A 14,653-nucleotide genomic window follows, 5' to 3' on the forward strand; every position below is an offset into this window, starting at 1 on the left:
GGAGATGTTATTTTCATACCTTATCAAAACTTCCCCTGGTCCATTAGCTTTTTTCGCTCTGCTTTTCTTTTCTGGCGTTGTGCCTTGTTTTTTAACCGTTCTTCCTTGTTTTTGAGGTGTTCGTCAATGCGGTTTTTAGTGGCTTTTTGGCTTTCTTCATCAAGGCCGACACATGGTTTTATGCCTGTAAGCAGGGTTTTCCAGATAGTTTTAAAAAATGGTGAATCTTTAGGACGTTTATAGATCACTAATGACGAAGTGAGCTTCCCCTTATCATCAGGATTACTGCGCCTGATCACAAACAGGTTGGCATATATCGACATGATTGATTTCCTTTTGAAACGATCATTAACCGTATCGGCTTTTAGTAGCACCACCTTTAAATCGTTATATAAAAAATCAACCTTGCCTTTAAATACTTTGCTGTTGGCCTGGATATCAAAGTTGAATTTTTTTACGCTGCCCGATGTCATTTTTACCATAGCCAAAGGCATGGTAGCTGGATTTAGCCTCCCAAATTCCATTGATCCTAATGTGCCTTTATAACTGAAAGCAGCATCTTCATCGCTTAAATTAAATTTCAATTGCACATCGAGTCGGCCGCGGTTCATAAAATAGGTTGTCAGATCAACAAGGGTAATGTTGTTTTTGGCTATGGCCGATGGATTGTTGGTAATATTATAAATATGCCCGCTGGTATTGTTAAATGTAACGGTACCTGTTTTTTGAGATTTTTTATTGAACTCGTTATAGATCACATCAACGTGCCGGATTTTCATGGTATCGATCCTTAAATCAAGATTTAATTTCTTGATCATCATATTGGGGAACGTTTTAACCTTATCTGTTGTGGGATCTGGTTTCTTACCCGGGTTGGTGAAAGCCGTTATCTTGCCATTTGTCATGGTTAGGCTTGAAGCAGAAACAGTGCGGTATTTGTGATAATTTAAGTAGTCAAAATTGTTTAGCTGCACAGAATCGGCCAGTAAGCCCAGCCGGTCTTTCTTGCTTTTATCAAAAAAAACATCCGATTTAGTTGGCTGCATAGCAAGCCCTTCGATATTTAGGCGTGATGTGAGGGTGGAAAGTTTAAGATGCCTGATCTTATAAGTGTACAGGCCGCTTGGTGTTTCTCCGGTGTAATTGTTCAATTCGGTGATAATATCTTTGCAATAAAGCAGGCGCGATTTATCATATTGCGTAGCCGAATCAATGAGCAGGTCGTTTGCACTTAAGTTTAGTTCTTTAAGTTTGGAAATGGCCACCTTGTTGCCCGAGTAATCTTCATAGTTCAGGTTAACATCATTGAGCAGGATGCTTCCGATATGGATCGATTTCAAGCTTTTGGAAATTCGCTGCCAGGCCGTACGGCGATCTTTAACAACAGTATCTTTGGTATGGTTTAGCTGGTAGCTTACATTCAGGCGCGGCTCATTCAGGATGATTTGCCCAATATTAAGCTTTTTTTGAAAATAGAGCTTAAATGGATGCACATGGTTAAGCACCAGCCGTTTTACCTTAAGCTCAACCAGTGTATTGGGGGCCAGGCGTAAACGCTTTTTTTGATTATAAACTGTCGTGTCGGGCTTAAGGGTTATATTGTAAATAATAATTTTGCCCTGAAGGATATGCAGCTCGGCATCCGAGAAATCTGCTTTGTAAAGGCTATCACTGCTGCTTAATACCACATCCTTTACTTTGGCGGCCAAAATGGGCGACCAATACCTGTTTACTACTACAGCCAGCAGCAATATCACTATAACCGGTATCAGCACAAATTTGAACGTTCTTTTTTGCCACTGGTGCTTTAAAAAATTGAGTGCCATTTACCGGTTGTTACTTTTTACCTGTGTTTTATGCTTTAACAGCAAGTTAGTAACTTTTGTTACAGTTGATGGGCGGGTAAGCTGTTTTTTTATAAAAACTCATACTTAATTCATTGTTTTTGAAGGTGCCTGTAGTAGTTTGCATGTTGTTGATTAACTGATATTGTGGTTTTGTTTAACTGTTAAGCAACCCTCGGGGATTTCAGGGCGTTATGTCTATATAAAAACCTTTTTTTAACACTAATAGACTCCCGATGAAAACAAAAATGTACTTAGCCCTGACAGGCTCAATTGTTTTAACTTTATTAGCAGCATCGTGCAAAAAAAATCACGACAACAACCCGACCACACCTAAAGCTGTTACCGGCGTACAGCTTACCTCAAACGCAACTTTTGGTAGCATCATAACAGACAATAACGGTCGTGCGTTGTACCTGTTCTCTGATGATGCGGCCAACGTTTCAACTTGTACCGGAGGATGCGCTGTAGCCTGGCCTGCCTTTTATAAAGAAAACCCATCTATAGGTACCGGCCTGGCAGCTGCCGACTTCGGCGTTATCACCAATGCCGACGGGAATAAGCAAACTACCTATAAAGGCTGGCCTTTATATTATTATGCAAAAGACGTGGCTGTTACCGATGTTAACGGCGATGGTGTTGGCAAATCATGGTTTATAGCCAAGCCGGATTATACAGTTATGGTTTCCTACGCTCAACTGATAGGGCATGATGGTAACCAATACACAAGCAAAGGTATCGCCGGTACTGAAAATTCACAATATATCACAGATGCCAATGGCCGTACTTTGTACCTGTTTAGCAAGGATACGTTTAAGACAAATAAATTTAGCACAGGTGTGGCGGCACATGATGCTAACTGGCCAATCGATGCGGTAACGGCGGTTCAAAGTGTTCCTTCTATTTTAAATAAAGCCGACTTTGATGTGATAACCGTATTCGGACAAACACAACTGGTGTACAAAGGGCATCCGCTTTACTATTTTGGTCAGGACAATGGTGTTAAAGGTAGCACCAAGGGTGTTAGCTTCCCTACGCCCGGTGCAGCTATCTGGCAAATCAATAATACCACCACTGTAGCTTTAACGCAGTAAGTGACGGCTTATTTGAATAGGATAAACGGGTAATGCGAAAGTGTTACCCGTTTTTTTTTGAAATAAATGAGATTTTATTTAATACTGACAATATGTCATTTAGGTATTTAAATTTTGTTTATTTTTGCAAACTAATTTTTTATATAAATGATGGATTTGCTTATTCCGGATAAAACACATGATGAGAGCAGGCAGGGTGAGGCGCTAATGTTAAAAGCCGAAACAGCTAAAAATAATGGCCGCAAGCTTTATATTGAAAGCTACGGCTGTGCCATGAATTTTTCTGACAGTGAGATAGTTGCATCGATATTGGCCGAAAGCGGTTTTGAAACCACTGCCGACTATAGCGTAGCCGATGTTATTTTCATCAACACCTGTTCTATCCGCGAAAATGCCGAACAACGCGTACGCAACCGTTTAAAAGAGTTTACCGTTGCCAAGGTGAAAAATCCGGGCCTGGTAGTAGGTGTATTGGGCTGTATGGCCGAACGCCTGAAATCAAAATTCCTGGAAGAAGAAAAATTAGTTGATGTTGTGGTTGGTCCGGATGCGTACCGCGATCTGCCGAACCTCATTAACCAGGTAGATGATGGTCAAAAGGCAGTTAACGTGCTGCTCTCCCGTGAGGAAACTTATGCCGATATCAGCCCGGTACGCTTAAACAGCAATGGTATCAATGCATTTGTATCCATTATGCGCGGGTGCGACAACATGTGCTCGTTTTGCGTGGTACCCTTTACCCGTGGCCGCGAGCGCAGCCGAGACCCTTTATCGATAGTTGCCGAATGCCGCGACCTGTTTGACAGAGGTTATCGTGAGGTTACTTTATTAGGGCAGAATGTAGATTCATATAAATGGACCTCTCCCCAACCCTCTCCAAAGGAGAGGGCTTTAGAAGGGCAAATTGAAGCAGGCGTTGAAAATGACAAAAGCCTTCCCTTGGGGGAGGTTGGAGGGGTAAACTTCGCTAACCTGTTGGAAATGGTTGCACTGATCGATCCTGATCTGCGGGTTAGGTTTTCAACCTCACATCCAAAGGATATTACCGATGAGGTGTTGTATGCCATCAATAAATACGATAATATCTGTAATTATATCCACCTGCCGGTACAATCGGGTAACAGCCGTATTCTTGACCTGATGAACCGCACTTATGACCGTGAATGGTACATCAATAGGATCGACGCTATCCGTCGTATCATTCCGGATTGTGCAATTTCAACCGATGTGATCACCGGTTTTTGCAGCGAAACAGATGAGGAGCACAAGGATACCGTAAGCATGATGGATTACGTAAAGTATGATTTTGCCTACATGTTTAAATACAGCGAAAGGCCGGGTACCTTAGCGGCAAAACGCTATGCCGATGACATACCGGAAGAGGTAAAACAAAAACGCTTAACCGAAATTGTAGCCAAGCAACAGGAATATTCTTTTTACAGAATGCAGGCCCGCATTGGCCGGGTAGAACGTGTACTGATAGAAGGTTTCTCCAAAAAATCAGACAAAGACTATTGCGGCCGCAGCGATCAAAACGCGATGGTGATTTTCCCGGTTGGTGAAAATTACAAGCCGGGGCATTATGTAAACGTATTGATTGAACGCAGCACTACGGCCACGTTGATAGGGAAAGTGGTATAGACAAAGGAAGTTAAGAGTCAGGAATCAAGAAAGAGAATAAAGCTAAGTAACGATGAGGCATAATTTTAAGAGCTTGAAGATTTGGCAAAAATCAATGGACCTTACTGATTTAACTTAGGACTATTGTAAAGCATTACCTATCGAGGAAAGATATAACCTGATTGACCAATTAAACAGATGTTCCTGTTCAGTTCCGTCTAACATAGCGGAAGGTTCAGGCAAGAGAACTAAGGCGCATTTTGCCGAGTTCTTAACAACGTCTCTTACTTCATCGTTTGAAGTGGAGACCCAATTATTAATATGTGAAAGAAGGGGCTACGGCTCTAAAGATAAATTAAAGGAGTGTTTAGACCTTGTTGTTGAAGTTCAAAAAATGATATTCTCTTTTAGGGAGTACATTTTGAACTCCGATGATGAATGAAAGCATTGCCTAAAATAAAAGACAAGATGTATTTAAGGAGCTAATTTGAGATAAGGATAATCTTCGCTCAAATCTTGCTTCCTGACTCTTGACTTCTTGAATCTTTTTTAAAATGGAAGTACAGGAAATAAAACAACGCTTCGGGATCATTGGCAATTCGCCATTGCTTAACCGGGCTATAACTATAGCAAACCAGGTTGCACCTACTGATATCTCGGTATTAATTACCGGCGAGAGTGGTAGTGGTAAGGAGGTTTTTTCGCACATCATACACCAGATGAGCCCGCGCAAGCATGGGCCTTTTATTGCCGTTAACTGCGGCGCCATACCTGAAGGTACTATCGATTCGGAACTTTTTGGTCACGAAAAGGGAGCCTATACAGGCGCCCGTTGGTGAGCGTAAAGGTTATTTTGAAACCGTAAACGGTGGTACCATATTTTTAGATGAGATTGCTGAAATGCCGCTGGGTACCCAGGCCCGTTTGCTGCGGGTGCTCGAATCGGGACAATATATCAAAGTAGGTTCATCAAAAGTTGAAAAAACAAATGTGCGTGTCATCGCAGCCACAAATGTTGATGTGTATGAGGCGGTGAAGAACGGCAAATTCCGAGAGGACCTTTACTATCGTTTAAACACGGTACCTTTGAAGATTCCGCCATTGCGCGACAGGAAAGAAGACGTGTTTCTGCTGTTCCGCAAGTTTACGGCTGATTTTACCGACAAATACCGTACGCCGCCCATCCAGCTTGATGAAGAAGCGCAGCAGGTATTAACCAACTATTCGTGGCCGGGTAATGTAAGGCAGTTGAAAAACATGGCCGAACAATTGGCCGTACTTGAGCGCGACAGGATCATCACTGCCCAAACGCTGCTTACCTATATCCCGCACGAGGCCGGCGCGCGTAACCTGCCAATGCGTTTGGACAATCAGCCTAAAGAAGATTTTTCTGAACGTGACATCCTCTATAAAGTATTGTTTGATATGAAGCGGGATATGGTAGAGTTGAAAAAACTGGTGGCTGATATTATTGAGCATGGCGGTGTTTCGCCCCATTATGCTAATAATCCGCAAACCTTAAATCAGCTTTACCGCGATATTGAGCTGCATGGTAATAACGAACCACAATTTACTTTACAACAACCCGTTAATACCGTTACAAACACCAGCAGTAATAGCAGCACTATCGACGGTTTTAATATAACACATGATGCCGAAGAAGTAGAGGAATCATTATCGCTGATTGAAAAGGAATCAGACCTGATCCGCAAAGCTTTGAAAAAACATAAGGGTAAACGCAAACTTGCCGCTAATGAACTGGGGATTTCTGAGCGTACGTTATACAGGAAAATAAAAGAACTAAACTTATAAAATTGATGAAAAAACTTTTGGGGATTATTTCAGTGTGTGTGCTGATACTTATATGCCAATCATGTTACACGCTCAAAAATCAATCAATCCCTCCCGGTTTGAAGACCATCAATGTGCAGTTTTTTGAAAATAACGCCCCGCTGGTGGTAAATAACCTAAGCCAAACTTTCACCGAATCGTTAAAAGAGAGGATCCGTACACAAACCAGCCTAAGCTTAGTCCGCGGCGAGGCCGACGCAACCATGTCGGGTGCTATTACCGGTTATTCTATTGCTCCGGCATCTATTCAGGCTACCGCAAATAATGTGGCCCCAATTGCTGATGCTAACAGGCTAACTATTACCGTTCGTGTTAAATTTTCATTTGATGCCGCGAAAACTCCGGCAGATAAAAAGCTTAGTTTTGAGCAAAGTTTTACTAAGTTTGCTGACTACCGTGGGGACATTTCTTCGCAGGAACAGAACCTGATACGGCAAATTAATAAGCAATTAATTGATGATATTTTTAACGCGGCCTTTTCTAATTGGTAGGCAATTTGTATTTTCAACCACGTGGATCAATATTTGAACAGCAGGCAATACGAAATATTAGATGAACTGTTGGCTAACCCGGCCGAAACAGGTTCTTTTTATGGTTATAACCTGCAACAACTGGTTGATGCCTACCCGCAAAGCGGTATTTTGCGTGCTTTGCTTGCCCATGCCGGTACCAATAAGGATATACAGCGCGCGGCCGTTTATTACAAACCCGTTTTACTGCATAAATTAATTCAGGAGCCCGAAGGCCTTTCTCCGGTAAATTCATCACAGGTAATTAACCTGCTTGATGTTGTTCCGGTAAATAATACACCGGCCTCCGAAAACTATTTTAATATCGGTCCCGCTGTTGATGACCTGGCTGATACACTGCCACCGTTCTCCGAAGATTTAACCGCAGACACAGATCAGGATAAAAGTAGTTTCAATTTTATCAATATCGATGATCCTGAGCCTGAAATTGCAGATACAGAACCAGTAATGGAGTTTGCTGATCCGGGAGCAGTTGCAACTGAGCCCAACGGGGAATCAGTTTCATCAACCCACGATATAGATGATGAGGTTTACGATGAAATTGTTGGGATCGAGAATATAAGTATAGGCCAGGCTAATGTGAATGAACCCGTTGCTGCTAATGTTAATGCGGAAGCAGCGATAAACGATAAAACAGAGGTGGCCGATGAGGCGCCGGTTGCCGTTGAAGAAGCTAAAGACGTAAGGGACGATGTAACTGAAAAATGGATAATCGGCAATATCGCATCCACGGATTATTTTTTGTTTGATAACTCGGTCGTTGACACAAGGAATGATGATAAGGCGATATCGCAGGAGTCGGCTCCGCAGCCGGCAGAAATTGAAGCTGCTGAACAGCAGGAGGTTTTATCAAAGTACAACGACGAGAAAATGCCTTATACCTTTATGTGGTGGTTAGATAAAACCCGTAAGGAATATGCATCAACTTATCAGCCTTATAATATTGAAACGGTTGCACAGCCAAAAAAACCTGTAGCGCCTGATAGCCAAACAGCGGATGCACTGCAGCATCAGTATTATGAAAATATCTTCCATTCGCAATCTCTGGAGGAGCTGGAGAAAACCCCTCAGCCCGATGTGCCGGAGATAAAAAGAAAAGAAGATATCATTATTGAGAAATTTATTAAGGAGGAGCCCCAGATCAGGCCGCCATCAATTGATAAGCTCGATAATGAGAACAAAGCAAAGAAGAGCTCGGAAGACAGAAATGACCTGGTAAGTGAAACATTAGCCCAGATTTACATCGACCAGATGTTATATCACAAAGCTATTGCAACTTACAAAAAATTGATGTTGAAATTCCCGGAAAAAAGCCGTTACTTTGCAAGCCAAATTGAGGAGTTAGAGAAGAAAACTAATTAATATAAAGAAATGTATATCGTTTTAATCATTGTTACCGTAATTGTATGCGCTCTGTTAGGGCTTATCGTACTTATCCAAAACCCTAAAGGCGGTGGTTTGGCATCAAATTTTTCAAGCTCATCACAATTAATGGGCGTACAAAAAACCGGCGACTTTTTAGAAAAAGGTACCTGGGCGTTAGCTATCACCCTTATGGTATTGTCATTGGCTATTAACGTTGCTGTAAAAGGCGGCTCATCAAACAATGCAGACAATCCTGCGCTGCGTGAGCAAATTGAAAAAGCTTCAAAACCAAGCAACGCGCTTCCTTCATCAACTCCGGCATTAACACCGTCTGCTACACCGGCAGCTCCTAAAGCCGACAGCAGCAAAAAATAATAAGGTATTTAATCAAGATATAGAAGGCCTCTGGATATATTCAGGGGCTTTTTCTTTTTCCAGGAATTTCTGTCCCATCCGGGGCTTTCAGAGATTTAAGTTAATCCACAAAATTGTTTGTCGTTTAATCGGCAAGGCGTGTTGTTTTGCCCCTCTGGGGCAAGGATACTTCTATTTTTCATGCTACAAACCTTTTGCACCTCTGGTGCACCCGTCCATAAGCAATTAATATATGTTTATTAAATCGTAAAAGTCTTCCCGGAGGGAGAAAATGTTTGCAGAAATAGCATTCTACTTTATCTGAACCCAGCTCAGCTGATTACTCAATTGGTAATAGCCAAATGAGCATTAGTTTTATAGGGTAACTTAAATTTCTGAAAGGCCCTGAACAGACATAAAGAAAACGCCCCCGATTTTAGTCGGAGGCGTTTTTTATACAAGACGATTCAAATTATAATATCAGGATCAATACCAAAATGATGATGATAATTGCACCAACAGAAAGGTAAATACCGCCGCCGCCAAGGGCATTGGCTTCTTTTTTCATTGATTTTAATTCGGTACGCAATTCCTTACGTTCAGCTTTGGTAAGCTCCGATTTATCCATTGCTTTGATCTCATTTACACGGGCCTTGATCTCCTCAACACGGGCTTGTTTTTGCTCGGTTGTCATGGTTGCTATTTCTTCCTTGCTTAGTGGGGTAAGCGCGTGGCTATCAGCAGCAAAGGTGTTCAACGCTGTAAATGACAGCAGCATGGTGAGGGCTAATAAATAAACTTTAGTTTTCATAGTTTTAATATTTAAGTGATTCTTTCTATGAAAGAGAAAAAGTGTGAAAAATGTTTTACCGAAGTATAAAATTATTGTAACCCAAATGTTACAAGCAAACAAAATAAGCTGATTCAAAAACATGTCCCACGCTTAATTTTTGGATAGCTTCTTTATCCTTAATGTCAACGTGTTTGCCTTCGGTATCGGCGCAGCCAAGCCATGGTTCTATGCAAACAAAATCAGCCCCCGGTTTGGCCCATAAACCAAGATAATTAAAATGAGGAAATTCAAGCGCTAAGGTTTGATCATGTTTATCGCTTTTAATAGTTACCATGCGCGATTTTAGATCTTTAAAAACAAGCGCGTCATCCTTAAACAGGTCGCGGGTTAAGTAAAGTTTTTTGTTGGGAGTTGGCACAGGATGGGTTATGCCGTTAAAAAAGCCATCTTTTGATAAAAGGTGAGTGTTAAAATGTTCTTCAGTTTCAAACTCCAGGTAATAGTCCTCATAGTTTTCGCCTTTGTTAAAAGGAACATTAAATGCCGGGTGCCCGCCAACAGAAAAATATATGGATTTTTTATCGAGGTTGATCACTTTATAGGTAATCCTAAGCGCGTTATCAATAAGGTGATAAAGGATCTGGAAATCAAATTTAAAAGGATAAACCTTTAAGGTGTTTTCGCAATTTGGTAACGAATAGCTTGCCGATGTCTCATCCGACTCTAATAAGAAAAATTCCGACTGCCTTGCAAAACCATGGCGCGACATGGCAAACTTTTCACCATCAACCAAAAGTTCATTGTTAATGAGGCCGCCTACTACCGGGAAAAGATTGGGGGCATGCCATGGCCATATTTTTTCATCAGCCTGCCACATATGTTCAATACCTGTAGCTTTATTGATAAATGAACTCAGTTGAGCGCCTTTGGTGTCGATAGCTACTTTAATGTGGTCGTTTTCTAAATGAGTGATCATAGGTGTATAATTAATGTAAAAGCCCGGCTTTATAAATCATAAACCGGGCCTTAAACCAATGTATTAAGAATTCGTTAATTGGACAACTTCCGGTTCAACGAAGTTAACAAATCAATCATCATCCCGTTCTTTTTTAGGTTCTAAAATTACAAAAGCGCTCCTTTTTGGTGCAGGCATAACCGATGCTTCGCCTTTTACGTACTTCCAAACCACTTCATTCAGGTCGATATCGGGTGCGGCGTCTTCCCTGGCAAAATTAAACAGTTCCGAGCGTTTGCTGCTCTCGTTTACCGCTATATTCCGCTGTTCCAAATCAACCTGTGCCGGCTTGGCAGTATATGGTGTAAGGTCGGGCTTGCTGGTGAAACAATCAAATAGCGGCATAGCGGCTGCATCATACTGGCTCATTGGAGGCAAGCCTAAAATAAGCTCGATGGTACGTAAAACACCCGAGGTTGAGTACATGCCGTGGATCACAGCGTTGCGTTTTACATACGGACCGGCCACAAACACCGGTGAACGGTGGGCATCAATATGGTCGGGGCCGTTTTGGGCGTCATCTTCCAAAATAAAAACCACCGACTCTTTCCAGATCGAACTGTGGGATAAATGTTCGATGAACTGGCCTATGGCAAGATCATTATCGGCCACGGCGGCGATAGGCGATATAGCGCCTTTGCGCTGCCCGCTGGTATGGTCGTTTGAAATGCGCACGGTGTTAAAATGCGGCACCGCGTTTACAGTTAGTAACGAATCAAAGTCATGGGCCCAGATCTCAGTCCTTTTAACATCTTTCACATTCAGGTCAAAGCCGGGCGACTTGATACAAAAATGCCCTTCCAGCGATTTTAAGTTTGCTTTGCCGGGGTTGCCATCGCTCACAAACTCGCCGTAAGTACGATAGCTTACACCAGCGCGTTTGCAATAATCCCATATAAAGCCATCGCGCGGATAGGCGGCTTTGCGGGTACCTTCAAAATCATAATTTCCACCGCGGCTTCCGTAACTGGTTGGCCATGTTTTTTCTACAAAATCGGTAGCATAAGCAGCCATGCTCCAGTTGTGGCCGTCGGCACTTACCTCCGCATCAACGTAAAAGTTATCAAGTAGTACAAATTCATTGGCAATAGCGTGATGGTTAGGCGTTACTTTATTGCCGAAGATGCACAACGAAGTGTCGCCGTTCCCTTGCGGCATATCGCCTAAAACCTGGTCGTAAGTGCGGTTTTCTTTAATAATATAGAACACATATTTAATAGGCGACTTTTCGCCCAGGCGCCGCGGAATGGGATTGCCTTCTTCTCCCTTGGCTGTTTTTTCAACTTTAGCTGTAAACGGTGTATTGGCGTAAACTTGTTTGGTGTAAGTTTTCAGTTCGGCATCAGACGGGCTGTTGATAAATGACAGCGTACCTTTAAACAGGCCACCTATGTATTGCTCCCGGCTGTTGATGGCCCCTTGCTTGTAACCGCTGTTATCGGTTTTTTTAACCGGCTGCGGCCCTTTAGGATTGGCCATTGATGAAAACCCTTTGCCGTTTGATACCAGGATTTTATTGCCCAATACTTTTACGTTGGTTGGGTACCAGCCTACCGGGATAAAGCCCTTGCTTTTGCTACTGCCCGGCATAGTAACATCAAATAAAGCAAGGCAATTGTTATCCGCGTTGGCTATATAAAGCGTTTTTCCGTTTGGCGATAAGGCCAGGCCATTGCTGGTTGAACCGGTGAGGCGGGTAGGATAAAGCGCGGTAGAGATGGTTTCTATTATCTTGTGTGTAGCTGTATTTACTACAGATACGGCATTGTCATTAGCATCGGCCACATACAGGAATTTCCCTTTCTTATCTAAAAGCAGTTCGTTAGGATGGCTGCTGGTTTTAATGGTGCTGAGCGTTTGCGTAGCTATGTTATAAAAGCCAAGCATATCACCACCCCATAAAGAGATGTACAGCGTTTTTTCATCGGGCGATAAAATGCAGCTGTAAGCTTCAGCAGGGAGTTTTACCTGTTTCAGAATGTCTTTTTTATCAGCATCGATAATATAAAGAGTGCTGTCTTCCTTTGTCACCGAATACAGGCGGCTGTTACTTTTGTTAGTTACCATGCCGGTAGGGCAAACCTTATTTTTGGGCCAGGCATTCGGTGCTAATTTGATGGTATCCGGGGTGCCCAATTTGTTACCGGCGATGTTGAATACCAGGATCCAGTTGTCATTACCGCCCGATGCATATAGTTTTTTTTCATCACGGCTGAAAGCAAGTCCGTACCATGATTTTTTAACCACTACTTCATCAAGCAGTTTTTCATTTTTAGGGTCGATGAGCTGTACCGACTGGGTGCTTTGGCCGTTGTTGGTAACAGCTAATAATTTACCCGACACGGAAAGCTGCATGTTTAACGGCAGATCACCGAGCGGTAAAGACCTGCCTGCGGGACTAAGCTTCCAGCCGTTGGGCAATAATACCTGCCCTGTTTGTTCAATTTTTCCCGGAGTTTGAGCGAAGGATTGTAAAGCCGCACATAAAAGAACAATGCCGGCGATGAGTTTTAGTTTCATAAGAAAACGATTGTAGCCAAAATTACAAAATCGTTTTATTCCGAAAGGCTTGTTAACAGAAACTTAATACAACTTTATATCTACAGATTTTCTACAGAATTTAAAATTGCTATTTTAGTAAACTTGAATTTGAACAAATAGTTTCTGCTATGTTTAATTTATTCAGAAAGAAGCAAATACCACTCATAATACATCAATATAAAAACTTGATTATTGCCCTTCCTGCGCATTGGCAGTATGAATCTGAAGGAGAAGATCAGGAAGCTTGCTTTGATCCGAAATCGAAAAGTAGCCTTCGTTTTAATATTATGGAGGCAATTCCTCCGGAAGGAATTAATGAAGACGAAAATTTAAAACTTTTGATTGCCGGTTTGCCTTATGCAACCACCGTGCATGGAACAATTTTGGCAGGACCTGCTTATAAAGAATCGGAAGATAATGGTGTAATGATTATGCTTATCACCTGGCGATTGATAAAGCCTGAAAAAACGATTGCGGTTATCACCTATACGGTTTTGTCTGCTGAAAAAGATTCAGCATCAGAAAAGAAAACCCTAAACCTGATCAGAACTTCGCTGCTAAATGCGCAATTAACATAGTTTAGCAATAAACTAAAAAACAAATCTTTCGTGACGCATGATTTAGCCTTTGGTCAGCATACAATAAGCGTATCCGGCCGTTAGTTAAGCAACTGTTTTTTAAACTGGTTAGGGCTGATACCTGTTTCTTTTTTAAACAGCCGTGAAAAATATGGAAGGTTCTCAAAGCCAAGTTCGTATGCTATTTCAGAAACGTTTTGGTAATCACTTTTAAGACGGTTTTTTGCCTCGTTTATAAGGTAAATATGGATCAGTTCAATAGCAGTTTTTCCTGTTTCCTGCTTAAGCATATCACTTAGGTAACGAGGTGATAAATTAAGTTGTGAGGCCAGCGCGTTAACAGAGGGCAGTCCCTGGGTTAGCAATAAGCCGTTGGTAAAATAAGCTGCTAACACTTCATTAAATTTTGATACTGTTTTACCCGAAAGCTCTGTACGGTTAATAAACTGGCGTTTGTAAAACCGTTGCGAGTATTTCAGGATAGAATCAATATGTGTAAGCATAATATCGCGGCTATATTCATCGGTGTTATTGTGATATTCGGCTTCTATCTTGTAATAAAGGTCCCACATGATCTGCTCTTCCGATGGCGAAAGGTGCAGCGCTTCGTTGGCTTCATAATCAAAAAAAGCATATTTGCTGATTTCGTTATGCAGAAAGTGGCCGTTCAGAAAATCCTCGTGGATGAACATGATAAACGCATCCTCATCGTACTCCACACTATTAAACTGGATCACCTGCCGGGGTTTGATGAACATCATGCTGCCATTATCATGATCATATTTTGTGCGGCCATACATGATCTGGCCTGCCTTAAGTTTTTTAAACCCGATCATGTAAAAATCAGATGTAAACTCTCTTTCGCCAAACCCACAGGTGTGGGTACACCTGTACAAGCTGAATAGCGGGTTCTCCGGCATCGGGAAACCGTTGGAGCGGTGCATATCGGCCAAACTTTTAAAATGCTGCATGATGAATAAAGTTAAACAAATCTACGCCGAATTGCGGCGTAGATTATATCAAATAATACCATTTATATAGAAGCCGAAAGCAGAACGCTTAAAGCCC

The 14,653-nt window shown here is 42.0% G+C and carries 13 protein-coding genes and 1 pseudogene; 9 read left to right on the forward strand and 5 right to left on the reverse strand.

Translation table 11 applies throughout. The annotated features are described in order from the left end of the window. Positions 1-23: 23 nt before the first annotated feature. A complete protein-coding gene (locus tag ABID99_RS00345; RefSeq protein ID WP_373612523.1) occupies positions 24-1,826 on the reverse strand; it encodes a hypothetical protein in 1,803 nt (600 codons plus the stop codon). A gap of 254 nt (positions 1,827-2,080) precedes the next feature. Here ABID99_RS00345 and ABID99_RS00350 point away from each other — a divergent pair, with 254 nt between their 5' ends. The 8 genes and pseudogenes from ABID99_RS00350 (at position 2,081) to secG (ending at position 8,679) form a co-directional block, all read left to right on the forward strand. Next, on the forward strand, positions 2,081-2,938 hold the full coding sequence (locus tag ABID99_RS00350) for a hypothetical protein (protein WP_090534349.1): 858 nt from the start codon (positions 2,081-2,083) through the stop codon (positions 2,936-2,938). A 147-nt stretch (positions 2,939-3,085) separates the two neighbouring features. Then, positions 3,086-4,579, forward strand: a complete 1,494-nt coding sequence (locus ABID99_RS00355) for a MiaB/RimO family radical SAM methylthiotransferase (RefSeq protein WP_090534351.1) — start codon at positions 3,086-3,088, stop codon at positions 4,577-4,579. A 136-nt stretch (positions 4,580-4,715) separates the two neighbouring features. Continuing rightward, positions 4,716-5,000, forward strand: a pseudogene (locus tag ABID99_RS00360) (four helix bundle protein); the annotation flags it as partial. Positions 5,001-5,112: 112 nt separating this feature from the next. Then, positions 5,113-5,397, forward strand: coding sequence for a sigma 54-interacting transcriptional regulator (locus ABID99_RS00365; RefSeq protein ID WP_373612524.1), 285 nt, complete (start codon positions 5,113-5,115; stop codon positions 5,395-5,397). Further along, on the forward strand, positions 5,357-6,370 hold the full coding sequence (locus ABID99_RS00370; protein ID WP_373612525.1) for a sigma 54-interacting transcriptional regulator: 1,014 nt from the start codon (positions 5,357-5,359) through the stop codon (positions 6,368-6,370). The genes ABID99_RS00365 and ABID99_RS00370 overlap by 41 nt, the downstream gene beginning before the upstream one ends. Before the next feature lie 5 nt (positions 6,371-6,375). Continuing rightward, positions 6,376-6,900 carry an LptE family protein gene (locus ABID99_RS00375; RefSeq protein ID WP_090534357.1) on the forward strand — a complete coding sequence of 175 codons (525 nt, stop codon included), beginning with the start codon at positions 6,376-6,378 and terminating at the stop codon, positions 6,898-6,900. Positions 6,901-6,921: 21 nt separating this feature from the next. Next, positions 6,922-8,301 carry a hypothetical protein gene (locus ABID99_RS00380; RefSeq protein ID WP_139160069.1) on the forward strand — a complete coding sequence of 460 codons (1,380 nt, stop codon included), beginning with the start codon at positions 6,922-6,924 and terminating at the stop codon, positions 8,299-8,301. Positions 8,302-8,310: 9 nt separating this feature from the next. After that, positions 8,311-8,679 (forward strand): preprotein translocase subunit SecG, encoded by a 369-nt coding sequence (gene secG, locus ABID99_RS00385; RefSeq protein WP_090534360.1) that lies wholly within the window; start codon positions 8,311-8,313, stop codon positions 8,677-8,679. Between the two features lie 451 nt (positions 8,680-9,130). Here the strand turns inward: secG and ABID99_RS00390 are convergent, their stop codons facing one another. From ABID99_RS00390 to ABID99_RS00400, 3 genes are all read right to left on the reverse strand, one after another. Further along, positions 9,131-9,469, reverse strand: a complete 339-nt coding sequence (locus ABID99_RS00390) for a hypothetical protein (RefSeq protein WP_090534362.1) — start codon at positions 9,467-9,469, stop codon at positions 9,131-9,133. An 88-nt stretch (positions 9,470-9,557) separates the two neighbouring features. Further along, complete coding sequence (locus ABID99_RS00395) at positions 9,558-10,427, reverse strand: aldose 1-epimerase family protein (RefSeq protein WP_229701657.1); 870 nt, start codon at positions 10,425-10,427, stop codon at positions 9,558-9,560. A 111-nt stretch (positions 10,428-10,538) separates the two neighbouring features. Beyond that, positions 10,539-12,986 carry a bifunctional YncE family protein/alkaline phosphatase family protein gene (locus ABID99_RS00400; RefSeq protein ID WP_373612526.1) on the reverse strand — a complete coding sequence of 816 codons (2,448 nt, stop codon included), beginning with the start codon at positions 12,984-12,986 and terminating at the stop codon, positions 10,539-10,541. Positions 12,987-13,135: 149 nt separating this feature from the next. Here ABID99_RS00400 and ABID99_RS00405 point away from each other — a divergent pair, with 149 nt between their 5' ends. Further along, positions 13,136-13,585, forward strand: a complete 450-nt coding sequence (locus ABID99_RS00405; protein ID WP_373612527.1) for a hypothetical protein — start codon at positions 13,136-13,138, stop codon at positions 13,583-13,585. 80 nt (positions 13,586-13,665) lie between these two features. Here ABID99_RS00405 and ABID99_RS00410 read toward each other — a convergent pair whose 3' ends face one another. Continuing rightward, a complete protein-coding gene (locus ABID99_RS00410; RefSeq protein ID WP_373612528.1) occupies positions 13,666-14,556 on the reverse strand; it encodes a helix-turn-helix domain-containing protein in 891 nt (296 codons plus the stop codon). Between the last annotated feature and the right edge of the window lie 97 nt (positions 14,557-14,653).

Source organism: Mucilaginibacter sp. OAE612 (genome assembly GCF_041806395.1).
Taxonomy (GTDB): Bacteria; Bacteroidota; Bacteroidia; order Sphingobacteriales; family Sphingobacteriaceae; genus Mucilaginibacter; species Mucilaginibacter rubeus.

Coding starts and splice junctions, on each gene's coding strand:
- ABID99_RS00410 (WP_373612528.1), bottom strand. CDS start 14,556: ATGCAGCATTTTAAAAGTTTGGCCGATATGCACCGCTCCAACGGTTTC.
- ABID99_RS00395 (WP_229701657.1), bottom strand. CDS start 10,427: ATGATCACTCATTTAGAAAACGACCACATTAAAGTAGCTATCGACACC.
- ABID99_RS00355 (WP_090534351.1), top strand. CDS start 3,086: ATGATGGATTTGCTTATTCCGGATAAAACACATGATGAGAGCAGGCAG.
- ABID99_RS00365 (WP_373612524.1), top strand. CDS start 5,113: ATGGAAGTACAGGAAATAAAACAACGCTTCGGGATCATTGGCAATTCG.
- ABID99_RS00405 (WP_373612527.1), top strand. CDS start 13,136: ATGTTTAATTTATTCAGAAAGAAGCAAATACCACTCATAATACATCAA.
- ABID99_RS00400 (WP_373612526.1), bottom strand. CDS start 12,986: ATGAAACTAAAACTCATCGCCGGCATTGTTCTTTTATGTGCGGCTTTA.
- ABID99_RS00345 (WP_373612523.1), bottom strand. CDS start 1,826: ATGGCACTCAATTTTTTAAAGCACCAGTGGCAAAAAAGAACGTTCAAA.
- ABID99_RS00350 (WP_090534349.1), top strand. CDS start 2,081: ATGAAAACAAAAATGTACTTAGCCCTGACAGGCTCAATTGTTTTAACT.
- ABID99_RS00375 (WP_090534357.1), top strand. CDS start 6,376: ATGAAAAAACTTTTGGGGATTATTTCAGTGTGTGTGCTGATACTTATA.
- secG (WP_090534360.1), top strand. CDS start 8,311: ATGTATATCGTTTTAATCATTGTTACCGTAATTGTATGCGCTCTGTTA.
- ABID99_RS00390 (WP_090534362.1), bottom strand. CDS start 9,469: ATGAAAACTAAAGTTTATTTATTAGCCCTCACCATGCTGCTGTCATTT.